General features: G+C 73.0%; 12 protein-coding genes. 2 read left to right on the top strand and 10 right to left on the bottom strand.

What is annotated here, in order from left to right; genetic code table 11:
• The first annotated feature begins 190 nt into the window (after window positions 1–190).
• A complete protein-coding gene (locus ACZ7GJ_RS27190) occupies window positions 191–421 on the top strand; it encodes an uS12 family ribosomal protein (RefSeq protein ID WP_470755532.1) in 231 nt (76 codons plus the stop codon).
• A gap of 72 nt (window positions 422–493) precedes the next feature.
• Here ACZ7GJ_RS27190 and ACZ7GJ_RS27185 read toward each other — a convergent pair whose 3' ends face one another.
• From ACZ7GJ_RS27185 to ACZ7GJ_RS27140, 10 genes are all read right to left on the bottom strand, one after another.
• Entirely contained in the window at window positions 494–1,471 is a 978-nt protein-coding gene (locus ACZ7GJ_RS27185; RefSeq protein WP_470755531.1) for an NAD(P)H-quinone oxidoreductase, read from the bottom strand.
• 43 nt (window positions 1,472–1,514) lie between these two features.
• The gene (locus ACZ7GJ_RS27180; protein WP_470755530.1) at window positions 1,515–2,615 is read right to left on the bottom strand and encodes a potassium channel family protein; all 1,101 of its coding nucleotides are present in this window, start codon (window positions 2,613–2,615) and stop codon (window positions 1,515–1,517) included.
• Window positions 2,603–3,886 carry a molybdopterin molybdotransferase MoeA gene (locus tag ACZ7GJ_RS27175; protein ID WP_470755529.1) on the bottom strand — a complete coding sequence of 428 codons (1,284 nt, stop codon included), beginning with the start codon at window positions 3,884–3,886 and terminating at the stop codon, window positions 2,603–2,605. Before ACZ7GJ_RS27175 ends, ACZ7GJ_RS27180 begins: the two co-directional genes overlap by 13 nt.
• On the bottom strand, window positions 3,883–4,749 hold the full coding sequence (locus ACZ7GJ_RS27170) for an NTP transferase domain-containing protein (RefSeq protein ID WP_470755528.1): 867 nt from the start codon (window positions 4,747–4,749) through the stop codon (window positions 3,883–3,885). Before ACZ7GJ_RS27170 ends, ACZ7GJ_RS27175 begins: the two co-directional genes overlap by 4 nt.
• A 148-nt stretch (window positions 4,750–4,897) precedes the next feature.
• Entirely contained in the window at window positions 4,898–5,437 is a 540-nt protein-coding gene (locus tag ACZ7GJ_RS27165) for a bacterial proteasome activator family protein (RefSeq protein ID WP_470755527.1), read from the bottom strand.
• 82 nt (window positions 5,438–5,519) lie between these two features.
• Entirely contained in the window at window positions 5,520–8,378 is a 2,859-nt protein-coding gene (locus ACZ7GJ_RS27160; RefSeq protein WP_470755526.1) for an FtsX-like permease family protein, read from the bottom strand.
• A complete protein-coding gene (locus ACZ7GJ_RS27155) occupies window positions 8,375–9,106 on the bottom strand; it encodes an ABC transporter ATP-binding protein (RefSeq protein ID WP_365921984.1) in 732 nt (243 codons plus the stop codon). Before ACZ7GJ_RS27155 ends, ACZ7GJ_RS27160 begins: the two co-directional genes overlap by 4 nt.
• Window positions 9,107–9,199: 93 nt before the next feature.
• A complete protein-coding gene (locus ACZ7GJ_RS27150; protein ID WP_470755525.1) occupies window positions 9,200–9,877 on the bottom strand; it encodes a PadR family transcriptional regulator in 678 nt (225 codons plus the stop codon).
• A gap of 107 nt (window positions 9,878–9,984) precedes the next feature.
• A complete protein-coding gene (locus ACZ7GJ_RS27145; protein ID WP_470755524.1) occupies window positions 9,985–10,443 on the bottom strand; it encodes a hypothetical protein in 459 nt (152 codons plus the stop codon).
• A gap of 158 nt (window positions 10,444–10,601) precedes the next feature.
• Entirely contained in the window at window positions 10,602–12,245 is a 1,644-nt protein-coding gene (locus ACZ7GJ_RS27140; RefSeq protein WP_470755523.1) for a protein kinase domain-containing protein, read from the bottom strand.
• 207 nt (window positions 12,246–12,452) lie between these two features.
• On the opposite strand from ACZ7GJ_RS27140, the gene ACZ7GJ_RS27135 reads away from it, so the two are divergent.
• A complete protein-coding gene (locus tag ACZ7GJ_RS27135) occupies window positions 12,453–14,042 on the top strand; it encodes a protein kinase domain-containing protein (protein ID WP_470755522.1) in 1,590 nt (529 codons plus the stop codon).
• Window positions 14,043–14,189 lie beyond the last annotated feature (147 nt).

Here is a 14,189-nt window from a genome sequence, read left to right as displayed (position 1 = left end):
CGACGACCCCCCCTCTACCCCCCCCCCCCCACCCCCCCCCCCCCCCCCCCCCCCCCCCCCCCCCCTCCCCCCCCCCCCCCCCCCCCCCCTGCTCCCCCCCCCCCCCCCCCCCCCCCCCCCCCCCCCCCCCGGTGCGGTTAGCTGCGGTGGACCGCTGCCGACCGCGCGCACGCCGTACGAGGGAGAACCGATGACCAAGTCGAGCCCGGCGAAGCTCCGCCGGGGCAAGCGGATCGGCACGGTCGAGTCCGTGACGCTGGCGAGCGCGCAGGTCAGGCTCCCCGGCGGCACCGAGCTGACGGCCTACCTCCCGAGCGGCACCAGCGACGTCCGCCCGGGCTGGAGCGTCTTCGTCCGGACCAGCCGCTCCCCCCGCTTCCCCGGCGTGACCCACCGCATCGCAGGGGTCCTCGACCACTAGGGGGTGTCTGACGGATGTCCGTGGGGACGCCGCGGACATCCGCCAGACACCACCTGGTGCTGTGGCGCACGGCTACGGGGTCAGCAGCAGCTTGCCCACGTGGGTGCTGGACTCCATGACACGATGGGCCTCCGCGGCGTCCCGCATCGGGTAGGCCGCGTGGACCACGGGGTGCACCCGGCCCGCCGCGACCAGGGGCCAGACGTGCTCCCGTACGGCCGCCACGATCGCCGCCTTCTCCTCCAGCGGCCGGGCCCGCAGCGAGGTCGCGGTGATCGCCGCCCGCTTCGCCAGCAGCGCGCCCAGGTTCAGCTCCGCCTTGACCCCGCCCTGGAGCCCGATCACCGCGAGACGGCCGTTGACGGCCAGCGCGTCCACGTTCCGCGCCAAGTACTTCGCGCCCATGATGTCCAGGATCACGTCCGCCCCGGCCCCGCCGGTCGCGGCCCGCAGCTCCTCCACGAAGTCCTGCTCGCGGTAGTCGATCAGGATGTCCGCGCCCAGTTCCGCGCAGCGGGCGAGCTTCTCCTTGCTGCCCGCCGTCACCGCCACCCGGGCGCCCACCGCCTTCGCCAGCTGGATCGCCATGGTGCCGATGCCGCTGGAACCGCCGTGCACGAGCAGGGTCTCGCCGGGGCGCAGGCCCGCCACCATGAACACGTTCGACCACACCGTGGCCACGACCTCGGGCAGCGCCGCGGCCGCCACCAGGTCCACGCCCGCCGGAACGGGCAGCAGCTGGCCCGCCGGGACGGCCACGCGCTGCGCGTACCCGCCGCCGGCCAGCAGGGCGCACACGGTGTCGCCCACCGACCACCCCGAGACCCCGGGGCCGATGGCGGCGATCCGTCCGGAACACTCCAGGCCGGGATGGCGCGAGGCGCCGGGCGGCGGATCGTAGAACCCCTGCCGCTGGAGGATGTCGGCGCGGTTCACGGCGCTCGCCGTGACCTCGACCAGGACCTCGCCGTCGCCGGCCACCGGATCGGGGACTTCGGCCCACACCAGGGCCTCGGGGCCGCCGGGCTGCTCGATGGTGATCGCATGCATGGCCCGGAGGCTACGCGAAGGCGCCCGCCGGGCCCAGTGGGCGCTACTCCGCCGGGCCCAGAACCACCGGCGGTGAAGTCGGCGGCGCCGCACGGACGATGGTGATGAGACGGTCCGTCAGCTGGAGCGGGCTCGCGTGCGGGTCGTCGTACGGGAGCAGCCGGTGTCCGCGCAGCACACTGACCACCAGGTCGTCCGTGTCCCGCACCGACTTGCCGACCTCGGGCCTGGTGACGGGCCGTTCGATGAGGTCGAGCCCGCTGCCCTGCTGGATCAGGTCCTCCATCACCGTGCCCGCGCTCGGGCTGAGCACCGACAGGCCGAGCAGCCGGCCGGCCGCGCTCGCGCTCGTGATGACCGCGTCGGCGCCCGACTGGCGCAGCAGCGGCGCGTTCTCCTCTTCCCGTACGGCGGCCACGATCTTCGCGCCGCGGTTGAGCTGGCGCGCCGTCAGGGTGACCAGTACCGCGGTGTCGTCCCGCTGGGTGGCGATGACGATCTGACGGGCCTTCTGGAGCTCGGCCCGCAGCAGCACGTCGGAGCGTGTGGCATCGCCGACCACCCCCGTGAAGCCCTCCGCGTTGGCGATGTCGATCACCTTGGCGCTGGGGTCGACGATGACGACCTGCTCCTTCTGGAGGCCGGTGGCCAGCAGCGTCTGCAGGGCCGAGCGGCCCTTGGTGCCGAAGCCGACGACGACCGTGTGGTCACGCAAGTTCTTCCTCCAGCGGTTCAGCCGCCACTCTTCCCTGGTGCGCTCGGTGAGGACTTCCAGGGTGGTGCCGACCAGGATGATCAGGAACAGCACGCGCAGCGGCGTGATCAGCAGGACGTTGACCAGCCGCGCGCTGTCGCTGTACGGGACGATGTCGCCGTAGCCGGTCGTCGACAGCGTCACGGTCGCGTAGTAGACGCAGTCGAGGAAGTCGACCTTGCCGTTGGCGTTGTCGTGGTAGCCCTCGCGGTCCAGCCATACGATCAGGACCGTCAGGGCCATCACGAACAGCGCCATCAGCAGACGGCGGGTGACCTGGCGCAGCGGCTTCTCGACGATCCGCTTGGGCAGTTTGATGCGCCGGGAGACGAGTTTCTCGTCGGCGCCGCGGGCCATGGCGTCCTGGCCGTGAAGTTTCACGTGAAACATCCCCCCGAGGCCCACGGCAGATCCAGGATCTCCAGCTCCTGCCCGGACCGCGCGCCGTGCGGCGGTACGACGGCCAGCGCGTCGGCCGCGGCCACCCCGCGCAGCATCGCCGGACCGTTGTAGCGCAGCGGGACGGCGTGTTCGTCGGTCAGCAGCACCGGCACCAGCCGGGTGTCGTACGGGTGGCCCGGTACGTCGCCCTCCACGGGCAGCGCGTACCGCGGGCGCCGGCGGCGTCCGGCGAGGGCGCGCACCAGGGGTTCGGCGAGGGTCAGCAGGCCGGAGACGGCTGCGAGCGGGTTTCCGGGCAGCCCCACCACGTGGCGCCCGTCCCCGGGCCCGCCGAGCCGGGCCAGCAGCATCGGGTGGCCGGGGCGCACGGCGACCCCGTCCACCAGCAGCTCGGCGCCGGCCTGCCGCAGGACGGGGTGGACGTGGTCGACGGGTCCGGAGGCGGTGCCGCCGGTGGTGATGACCAGGTCGGCGGTGGAGCCGGTGAGGCCCTTCAGCAGCGCTTCGGCGCCGGCCGGGTCGTCGCCGAGCCGCCGGGTGGCGATGACCTCGGCGCCGATCCGGGTGAGCCAGGGGCCGAGCATGGGGCTCAGCGCGTCCCGGATCAGGCCGTCGTGCGGCCGGCCCTCGGTGAGCAGCTCGTCGCCGAGCACCAGGATCTCCACGCGGGGCCGGGGCCGGGTGGTCAGCTCGTCGTACCCGGCGGCCGCGGCGAGCCCGAGCACGGCGGGCGTGACCAGCGACCCGGCGGGCAGCAGCAGGTCGCCGGAGCGGCACTCCTGGCCGCGCGGGCGGATGTCCTGGCCGGTGGCGACGGGCCGTTCGGGGTGGAGCTGGGTGCCGGCCTCGCGGGAGTGCTCGCTGCGGATCACCGCGGTGGTGTCGGCGGGGATCCGGGCGCCGGTGGCGATCCGTACGGCTTCCCCGTCCGCGAGGGGCTCGGGCCGCTCGGAGCCCGCCAGTACCCCGCCGCCGGGGCGGATGGTCCAGGGCCCGGGTCCGGCGACGGCCCAGCCGTCCATGGCGGAGGTGTCGAAGGAGGGCAGATCGGTGAGCGCGTCCAGGGGTGCGTCCAGGACCTCGCCGAGGGCGGCCGCGAGGGGCGTGCGGCGGGTGCGGCCGCGGACCCCCTCGCCGGCGCGGGAGGCGGCCTCCCGGGCCCGGGGCCAGGGGGCGGGACGGTGGCCGCCGCCGTCGGGGTTGCGGCTGACCAGGGCGAGGGCCTGGTCGAGGTCGCGGTCGGCCTCGGTGGGGCTCATCCGGAGCCGTTCCCCTCGCCGGGCGCGGCCTGCGCCTCGGAGGCCCAGCGCAGGGCCAGCTCGGCGGCCTTCTGCGAGGCCTCGGCGACGGCCTGCGCGGGGTCGGCGCCGCGGGCTTCGGCCTGGGCCGCCGCGTAGCCGACCAGGAAGGTGGTCAGCGGGGCGGCGGGCCGGGCGACGCCGTGGGCGGCGTCGCGTGCGAGGTCGAGCAGGGTCTTGGTGTCGACCGTGAGGTCGATGCCCAGCTCGTTCTTGACGGCGGTGATCCATTGGTCCAGCACGGTTCCATGCTCCCTGATCCGGGCGCGGGCGGCGAAGAGATCGTCCCAGGTGTCGCAGTCGAAGGAGGCGAGCGGCGCAGCGGCGGTGACGGTGGCGAGGTCGAGTTCGGCGGTGAGGGCGCGCAGCGGGAGGCCGGTGAGACCGCCGTGCTCGGCGGCGAGGAGGGCGATCTCGCGGCGCAGCGGTTCGGTGCGGTAGGCGGCGACCAGGGGCTGGTCCCGCCCGTCGGCGTCGCGGAGCATGGCCCCTTCGGGCCCGGGCGAGTCGAGGAGCGCGCGGACCGTCCCGGCGTCGAGGAACGGCAGGTCCGCGGAGAGGACGAGGACCTGCGCCGCCGTGGTCCGGCGCAGGCCGGCGTCGAGCGCGGCGACGGGTCCGGCGCCGGGGGGATCCTCCAGGGCCCACTGGACGGGCCTGGCCGTGGCCCGGCGGGAGGCGACGACGACGGTGGTGCGTGCGTCGGCGCAGGCGTCGAGGACGCGGTCGAGGAGGGAGCGGCCGCCGACTTGCAGTGCGGGCTTGTCGGCCCCGCCCAGGCGTCTCGCGGCGCCGCCTGCCAGGACGATCGCGTCGTAGCTCATGCCCCGAGTATGCGCGGCACATGTCCCCTGCGGGGAGCGCCATTTACCTGCGACTTACGTCACCGGGGCACGACCCGGGAATGCGGAGGCGGGCCCGGCCACGTGGGACGTGGTCCGGGCCCGCCGTTCGTTCGGGTGGCCGCAGGGGTCAGAGGTACGGGCCCGAGCGGACCGCTCCGTGCGGGCCGTCCTGGTCGTCCTCGTGGGATCCGCCCGGGGGCAGGGCGCGGCGCATCTGTTCCAGCTGGGCCCGCGCCGCCATCTGCTGCGCGAACAGGGCCGTCTGGATGCCGTGGAAGAGGCCTTCCAGCCAGCCCACCAACTGGGCCTGGGCGATCCGCAGTTCCGCCTCGGACGGGATGGCCTCCTCCGTGAAGGGGAGCGAGAGCCGTTCCAGTTCCTCGACCAGTTCGGGGGCCAGACCGTCCTCGAGCTCCTTGACCGAGGCGGCGTGGATGTCCTTGAGACGGACCCGGCTGGCCTCGTCCAGAGGTGCGGCGCGCACCTCTTCCAGGAGTTGCTTGATCATGCTGCCGATCCGCATGACCTTGGCGGGCTGTTCGACCATCTCCGTCACCGGGACCTCGCGCGACTCGTCATCGGCGCCGCCGACCGGCATCCCGTCCTGTCCCACGATCAGGCCGTGCGGGGGGCTGTCCTGCGACCGTTCACTCCTCGGCATCTCCATGCCGTCATTCTCTCGCACACCTCCGTACTCACACGGTGTGCCCCCGTACGGGCGTGATCCAACCTGTACGGGGGCACCGACATCAGCCCGCGGCCCGCCGGGCCAGCGCGCCGCTCGAACGGGTGACCAGGGCCGCGAGCAGGGCCGCGCCCAGCGGGACCAGGATCAGCAGGGTGCCCAGGGTCTCCCACGGCACGGCGATCGGCATGTACACCTCGCCGCGCGAGCTGTACCCCATCTCGATGGCGCGGGCGAGGGTCCGTTCCATCTCCCGGGCCTGCGCGAGCCGGAGCCCGACCGCCGGCAGGAGGCCCGCCGCCGAGCCGAGGACCACGCCCATCAGGGCGACCACCCCGCACTGGAAACCGCTGAGGGTGCGCCGCACCCGCGGGTCGGCGCCGACCGCGGCCAGGGTCTTCAGGTCGGCCTCGGCGTCCGCCTGGGCGAGCCCGGTGGCGATGCCGGCGGCGCCGATGGTGACCAGGCCGGCGAAGATGGCCAGGGCGAGCATCTCGATGCTGGAGTTGCCCTGGTAGCCCCGCTCGATCTTGACCGAGGCGTCCACGCCCATCGAGTCGAGGGCGCCGTCCAGCTTTTGGCGCTGCGTGCTGGTCGCGGCGCCGTCGAGGGTGAAGTACGAGCCGAACGGGGCCGTCGCCAGTCCGGCGGTCTTGGCCGTCCCGGTCGGCAGCAGCAGCTGGACGCCCCAGCCGTTGACGCCCGCCGGCACCTGGTAGACGGGCAGGACCTTCTGCTCGCCCGGCGGCTCCTCCTTCGTGCCGCGTGCGCTGTCGGCCGCGTCCGGGTCGGTGATGAGCCGGATGGTGACCTTGCCGTCCTTCACGTTCTGCTTGTCGAAGGAGACGGGAGTGCCCGCCTTGAGCGCGGCCACGGCGCCGGGGTCGGTCACGGCCAGCGCGGTCAGCAGCTTGTCGTCGGCGACGACCATGGAGTGCTCGGTGTAGTTGCGGGGCCCGTTCATGTCGGTCTCGCAGCGCCAGTCCTTGCGCAGCTCCTTGGCCTGCTCGGGAGTGAAGTCCGCGGGGCCGTGCTTGGACTCCCACAGCGGGCAGCGGTTGTCCTTGGGCACGACGATCTCGGCGCGCCCGCAACCGGTGTCGCGCGAGTACGAGTCGCAGCCCGGCCTGCCGACCACGACGCGTTCCACGTCGGCCCGTACGGACAGGGGGAACTCCCGGGCCAGGGCGTCCCGTACGGCCGGCACGTCCTTGAAGGCGCTGTTGTCGGTGACCGAGACCAGACCGGAGTTGTGCGGCAGGTCGGCGACGTACTCGTGGCGGGCCTGGATGTCCGTGCTGTGCTGGTACGTCGCCACCGCGACGGTGCCCGCCACGGCTGCCAGGACCGCGGCCACGGCGGGCGCCGTACGCCCGCGGTTGCGCACGGCGTCGCGCAGCGCGAGCCGCGGCGACAGCGGCAGCCAGCGGCCGAGCCGGCCGAAGAGGCCGACCAGGACCGGGGTGAGGGCCACGATTCCGAGCTCCGCGATGGCGCTGCCGCCCGCGACGACCAGGGTGCCCGTCTCGGACACCGTGCCGTACAGGGCGATGGCGGCGCCGCCCGCGACGGCCAGCAGGCCGAGGACGGGCAGTACCCGGTTGGCCTTGCGGACGCCGCGGCGGCCGGTGAGCGAGGCCAGGACGGTCTGCCGCGAGGCGGTGATCGCGGGGGCGATGGCGGCCAGCAGGCCGGTCACCACGGCGAGCAGGGCGATGGCGGCCAGCTCCAGGGGCCGGAGCTCGAACCCGCCCCAGCGCAGGCCGAGGTATTCCTCAAGGAGCGGCTGGAGCGCGAGGGTGAGGGCGATGCCGATGAGGGTTCCGACGACGGCGGCGGCCGCGCCGATGACCAGGCCGCCGGAGAGCACGATGGCCCGGATGTGCCGCCGGTCGCCGCCGTTGGCGCCGACGAGCCCGAGCTGGCGGCGCGAGCGCCGGGCGCCGACCGCGAAGGCGGGGCCGGCGAGCAGGCAGATCTCCAGCATGGCGAGGCCGACGACGGTGGCCAGGACGGCCATCTCGATGGCGCGGGAGGAGTTGGACTGGCCGGCGAACTGGTCCTTGGGCTCCTGCTTGTACAGCGGCACCTCGGAGTCGGCGGGCTTGTCCAGGACGACCGCACGGGAGAGGACGAGCACGCCCTTGGCGTTGGCCTCCTTGACCATGTTCCACGTGAAACCATCGGCGCCGCCGACCTTCACGAGGTACTTGTCCTCGGCCTTCACCCCGGGTGCCCCGGCTGCCGACAGGGCCTTGTCGAGCGGGGTGAGCAGGGTCCCGGGCGGGGCGATGAGCTGCGCGGCCTTGAGCGAGTTGGGCAGCTCGTACGCGCCCACGATCTTGTACTCGGCGTCCGAACCGCGCGGGTTGACGCTGGAGCCGACGAAGTAGCCGGACTGCTTCAGGAAGGCGTTGGTGGCGATGACCTCGCCCGGCGCCTCGGGCAGCCGGCCCCGGTCGAGCGTGAACAGGCCCTTGACAAGCGGGCTGTTCACGTCGAACTCGCGCAGGTCGGTGTCGAGGAGCCCGTGCGTGGTGCGCAGCTTGGCGTGGCCGGTGGTGTCCTTGAGGATCTGGGCACCGGCCGGGAGGGCCTGCGGCAGCGCCTGCGTGTTCTCGTCCTTGGGCGGCTCGTACGAGTCGTACCCGCCGACCGGCGCGTAGCGCTTGCCGTCGGGGTCCTGGTACATCGGCACGTTCATGCGCGAGAGGCTGAGCTCGGCGTCGGCGGCGCCGATGCGGCGCTGGAGGTCCTGCACGGTGGAGAGTTCGGCGCTGCGCATGGTCAGGTCCGCGGCGCTCACACCGACGATCGGCAGGGCGATCATCGCGAGGACGAGGATGCTGCGGCCCTTGGAGCGCCAGGCGTCGCGGCGGGCGATGCGGATGGCCGCGACCCAGGAGTGGTACCAGGAGATCACTGTGCGGCCGCCTGCCCGAACAGCAGGGAGTCGGCGCCGCTGCGCAGGGTCTCGTCGACCACGCTGCCGTCGCGCAGGAAGACGACGCGGTCGGCCCATGCGGCGAACCGCGGCTCGTGCGTGACCAGGATGCCCGCGGCGCCGGCGTCGCAGCGCGAGCGCAGCAGGGCGAGCACGGACTCCCCGGTCTCGGAGTCGAGGGCGCCGGTGGGCTCGTCGGCGAGGACCAGGCGGCGGTCGCCGACGAGGGCGCGGGCGATGGCGACGCGCTGCTGCTGGCCGCCGGACATCTCGTCGGGGAAGCGGTCGGCGAGCTGGCCGAGCCCCATCTCCTCCAGGGCGGCGAGCGCGGAGACGCGGGCCTTGCGGGCGGATATCCCGTCCAGTTCGCGGGGCAGGGCCACGTTCTCGGCCGCGGTGAGCGCCGGGATCAGGTTGTAGTCCTGGAAGACGTAGCCGATGCTGCGCCGGCGCAGGGCGGCCAGCTGCTTGCGGTTGGCGGCGGTGATGTCGGTGCCTTCGACGATCACCCGGCCGCTGCTGGGGGTGTCGAGTCCGCCGGCGAGGGTGAGCAGCGTGGACTTGCCGGATCCGGAGGGACCCATGACGGCGACGAGTTCGCCGGGGAAGACCGAGAGGTTGATGCCGCGCAGGGCGTGCACCTCGGTGGCGCCGCTGCCGTGCGTGCGGACGAGTTGGTCCAACTGGAGTACGGGCTGGTCGGGCATGAAGGGAGTCCCCCTGGGGAGCGGTCGTTCGGCCCCGCCGCGTGCGGGCGGTGGGGAACGGGTCGGTGGTGGCGGCCTCGGCGGCCGGTGGCGTCAGCGGCCGGTGGTCTTGGCGGCCGTAGCGGTGGTGGCGGTCGGGGACGCGGCCCCGGGCGGGGCCGTGGTCCCGGGCGGTTCGGGTTCGGGTTCGGGTTCGGCCGCCGGGTGCGCCGCCGGCTGCGATCCCGCTACGGAGAGCCGTACGAGCCGGGCCTCGGAGTGGTCGAGCCAGCGGGCCTCGGCCTCGGTCTGGAAGATCAGCTGCTCCAGGACCAGCAGCCAGGCCACGTCGTCGCGTTCGCGGGTCCGCCCGCTCTCGATCGCGGCGAGTGCCTGCGCCTTGAGCCGGGTGTAGTCCTGCATCGCCTTGACGGTGGCGTGCCGCTGGGACTGGATGACGGCGCGGATGTCCACGCCGGGAGCGCCGACGGCCATCGCGAGCTTGATGGCGAGTTCGTCGCGGGGCGGGTTGGCGCGGTCGACGGGGCGCTCGTACCACTGGTGCAGTTCGGCGCGTCCGGTGTCGGTGATGGCGTAGAGCGTGTGGCCGGCGCTGTCCTCGCCGCCGGGCGCGACGAGGCCGTCGCGTTCCAGCCGGGCGAGTGTCGTGTAGACCTGCCCGACGTTCAGCGGCCAGGTGGAGCCGGTCCGGGATTCGAACTCGGTACGCAGCTGAGAGCCGTACCGAGGACCCCGTTCCAGTAGGGCGAGAAGGCCGTGGCGAATGGACATACTCAGTATGTATACCGAGTATGCCCGTCGGTGCAACCTTCCTTCGGCCTACGTCCCAAGGGGGACGGACGGTTCACCGTCCGTCCGAAGTACCTGCGCGGGAGGGGTCAGGGGCCCTTGCGCAGCCGCATCCCCATGAAGCCGAGACCCAGTCCCATCAGGGCGAATCCGGTGCCGAGGGGCAGTATGTGCGCGGCGAGGTCGGCGGCCCGGTCGTTCGGCTCGGAGCCGAGCGCGGTGACCGCGGTCGGCGGACTCGGCTCCTCGGACACGACCGGCAGGACCGGCGCGACGGGCCGTGCGGGCGGCGGGCGCAGCGGGACGGGTCGTGCGGCGAGCAGCGTCTCGGGGTTGGCGGGCTCGGCCGCCGGACGTCCCGGGCGCTCCCGGCCGGCTCCGGCGGCGCTGCCGGCGAGTTCCTCGTACGCCTCCTGCGGCACGTCGGCCGAGCTCGCGGCTGCGGGGGTCCGGGTCGATGCGAACGCGGGTGCGGCGGGCGAGAGCGCGGCGGCGGCCAGTGCGGCGCAGGCGAGCCACCGAAGCGGCGGGCGGATGCCTGGAGTCACGGTGAGCCCCTCCCGTCCCGAGCGACCGGCATCCCGGGCGACGGGGATACCGAGACGACGTGCTCAGATTTACATAGTGGGGCAAAAGCGGCATCCCGGGCGCCCCGTCAGGGGCACCCGGGATGCCGGTGTGTCGCGAAAAGCCCTGTCAGCTGTGGCTACTCCGGATCGCCGGTCGACACCGTCAGCGTGTACGACTGGCCTTCCTTGTCGACCTTCTCGCTGGGGGCGGGGCTCTGCTCCAGGACCGTGTCCTCGCCGTACACCGCCTCGTCCTTGGGGACGATCGTGTACTTGCCGCCCGAGGCCTGGATGCACTCCTTCACCGAGCGCAGGTTCTTGTAGCGGAAGTCCGGCGCCGTGTACTTGTTGGCGTCGTTGAAGTACTTCGTCGGCTCCTTGCACTTCGCCGGGTCGATGGTCCGCGAGAGGTCGGGACCCTTGTGACCGGTCGGCTTGGCGGAGGCGGACGTGGAGCTCCCCGGCGCGGCGGTGTCGCCCTTGTCCTTGTCGTCGTCGCCGCCCAGGTTGAACACCGCGATCAGACCGCCGATGGCGAGCATGGCCACCACGATCGCGCCCACGACCACGGGGGTGTTCTTCTTCCCCGCGCCGCCGCCCGAACCGACGGACGTCTGCGGGCTCTGCGGGGAGATCGTGTACGGCGGCGGGGTCGTCTGCGGCGCGTACTGCTGCGGCGGCGGGTACGCGTACCCGCCCTGCCCGTGCTGCTGGCCGGGCGCGGGCGTCGGCGCGTACGGGGACGGCGCCGGGGTGTGCGGGGCCGGAGCCTGGTACGGCTGCTGCACCTGCGGCGACGGCGCCTGGAAGCCGGAGTCCACCGGCGGGAACACGGCAGAGCCGACGCCGGCCCCGCTGCCGCCCGTGGAGGCGCCGGGGACGATCACCGGGGCACCGGCCTGACCGGCGCTCATCACCCGCGCGACCTCGTCCCGCATGGCCGCGGCCGTGGGGAAACGCTCGTTCGGGTTCTTCTTCAGGGCCCGTGCCACCAGCGCGTCCATCGCCGGGGTCACCGCGCGGTTGATGGAGGACGGCGCGACCGGCTCCTCCTGTACGTGCGCGTACGCGATGGCCAGCGCCGAGTCGGCGTCGAAGGGGATCCGCCCGGTCAGCAGCTGGAACAGCATGATGCCGACCGAGTAGAGGTCGGACCGCGCGTCCACCCCGCGGCCCAGCGCCTGCTCGGGGGAGAGGTACTGGGGGGTGCCGACGACCATGCCGGTCTGCGTCATCGAGGTGACCCCCGACTGCATGGCCCGCGCGATGCCGAAGTCCATCACCTTGACCACGCCGCGCTTGGTCATCATGACGTTGCCCGGCTTGATGTCGCGGTGGACCAGGCCCATCTCGTGGCTGGTCTCCAGCGCGGCCAGCACGTCGGCCGTCACCTTCAGTGCCTTGTCGGCCGGCATCGCCCCGTACTGAGCGATGTCCGCATGGAGCACGGAGCCGAGCGGCTGCCCCTCCACGTACTCCATGACGATGTACGGCATGAGAGAGCCGTCGAACTCGTCCTCACCCGTGTCGAACACCGAGACGATGTTGGTGTGCGACAGTTTCGCAACAGCCTGGGCCTCACGGCGGAACCGCTCGCGGAAGGACTGCTCACGGCCCAGCTCGGTGTGCAGGGTCTTGATCGCCACCTGGCGGTCGAGCGCCGTGTCGTACGCGAGGTAGACCGCGGCCATGCCGCCCTCGCCGAGCAAATCCCGTAGCTGGTAACGGCCGCGGGCCAGGGAACCGCCTGCGTACCGGCCCTGTGTGCCGTCCTGGCTCATGACTCTTGCTTCCCCTCGCCATGCTTGTGTCGCGCCCAGTCTGCCGGAGGGCAAGCACACGTCAAGCCAGGTGCCCGTTCCGTGACCACAAGCCCACTGGAGCTCTTGTCCGAACGGTGACCGGTTCCGAGGCTGTAGCGTTCACCGGAAGCACCCGAAGAGGACCTACCGCTGAGCGGCGGCCGAGAGATACGACGGCGAGGACTGATGGCACCCGAACCCGAGGGAAACGGCGCCGGGATGGCCGAGGGTCCTGAGCACTGGGGCGCAGGCGGCCTGGTGGGAGACGGCCGCTACCGGCTGACCCACCGCCTGGGACGCGGCGGTATGGCCGAGGTGTTCGCCGCCGAGGACGTACGGCTGGGCCGGACCGTCGCGGTGAAGCTGCTGCGTCCGGACCTCGCCGAGGACCCGGTCTCCAAGGCCCGCTTCACGCGTGAGGCGCAGTCGGTCGCCGGGCTCAACCACCACGCCGTGGTCGCAGTGTACGACTCGGGCGAGGACCGGGTCGGCCCCAGCACCGTTCCGTACATCGTCATGGAACTGGTCGAGGGCCGCACCATCCGCGACCTGCTGATCAGCGCCGAGGCCCCGGGCCCCGACCAGGCGCTGATCATCGTCTCCGGTGTGCTCGAAGCGCTCGCGTACTCGCACCAGCACGGCATCGTGCACCGTGACATCAAGCCCGCCAACGTCATCATCACGGACGCGGGCGCGGTCAAGGTGATGGACTTCGGCATCGCCCGCGCCCTGCACGGCGCGCAGTCGACGATGACCCAGACCGGCATGGTCATGGGCACTCCGCAGTACCTGTCGCCCGAGCAGGCCCTCGGCAAGGCCGTGGACCACCGCTCCGACCTGTACGCGACCGGCTGTCTGCTCTACGAACTCCTCGCGCTGCGGCCCCCCTTCACCGGTGAGACGCCGCTGTCGGTGGTCTACCAGCACGTCCAGGACGCGCCGGTCCCGCCCTCGCAGCTGCCCGAGGGCCACTCCATCCCGCAGGAGCTCGACGGGCTCGTCATGCGCTCCCTCGCCAAGGACCCGGACGACCGGTTCCAGAGCGCCGAGGAGATGCGCGGGCTGGTCCAGTACGCCCTGCAGATGCTGCACGACCAGGGGCCGAACACCGGTACCTGGAACACCGGCCCGGTCACCATGGCCCTGCCGCACGGGCGCGGTCCCGCGCAGACCACCGCGATGCCGATGGGCTCCTCGGGCGGTCAGCCGCAGTACCCCTCGAACGCGTCGACCTCTCAGTTCCAGCAGCCGATGGTGCCGCCGCTGAACCCGGACGACGGCTCGGCCTTCCCGGGCGGCGGCCACGGGGGCCACGGCGGCCAGGGCGGCGGTTACGACGGCTACGACGGTTACGACGACCGCTCCGGCAGCAGCCGCTGGAAGCTGTGGCTGTTCGCGGTGCTCGCCGTGGTCGCGGTCGCGGCGGGCGTGGCGTACGCCGTGAACAGCGTCGGGTCCAAGAACCACCGAGAGTCCCCGCCGGTCAACACCAGCTCCTCCAGCGGCCAGCCGAGCACCCCGGGCACGCCGAGCAGCCCGGACACCTCGCCGTCGCGGCACGCCCCGGAGACCTCGCGCTCGTACGACGACACCCCGTCGACGCCGACGCGCAGCCGCTTCACGCCGAGTTACACCCCGTCGACTCCGACGACGCCGTCCACGACGAAGTCCTCGCAGTCGCCGAGCAAGTCGACCTCGCCGTCGACGACTCCGAAGACGACGCCCCCGGGTGGGGGCGGTGGGGAGAGCCCGCGCTCCCAGAACGACAACGACTAGGCGTACGTACGAGTGATACGGGAACGGGGGGGGGGGGGGGGGGGGGGCGGGGCGGTTCCATGCGGACAGCACGAAAAAGCAGAGTAGATGGTGGTGCTGCCTGCCTGGGTTCCCCCCCAGGCATTGACCAGTGGAGAAACTGGGATC

This window comes from Streptomyces sp. NPDC037242 (genome assembly GCF_055604165.1).
The sequence above is the reverse complement of the archived record's forward strand: the minus strand, read 5'-3'. Positions and strand labels throughout refer to the sequence as shown.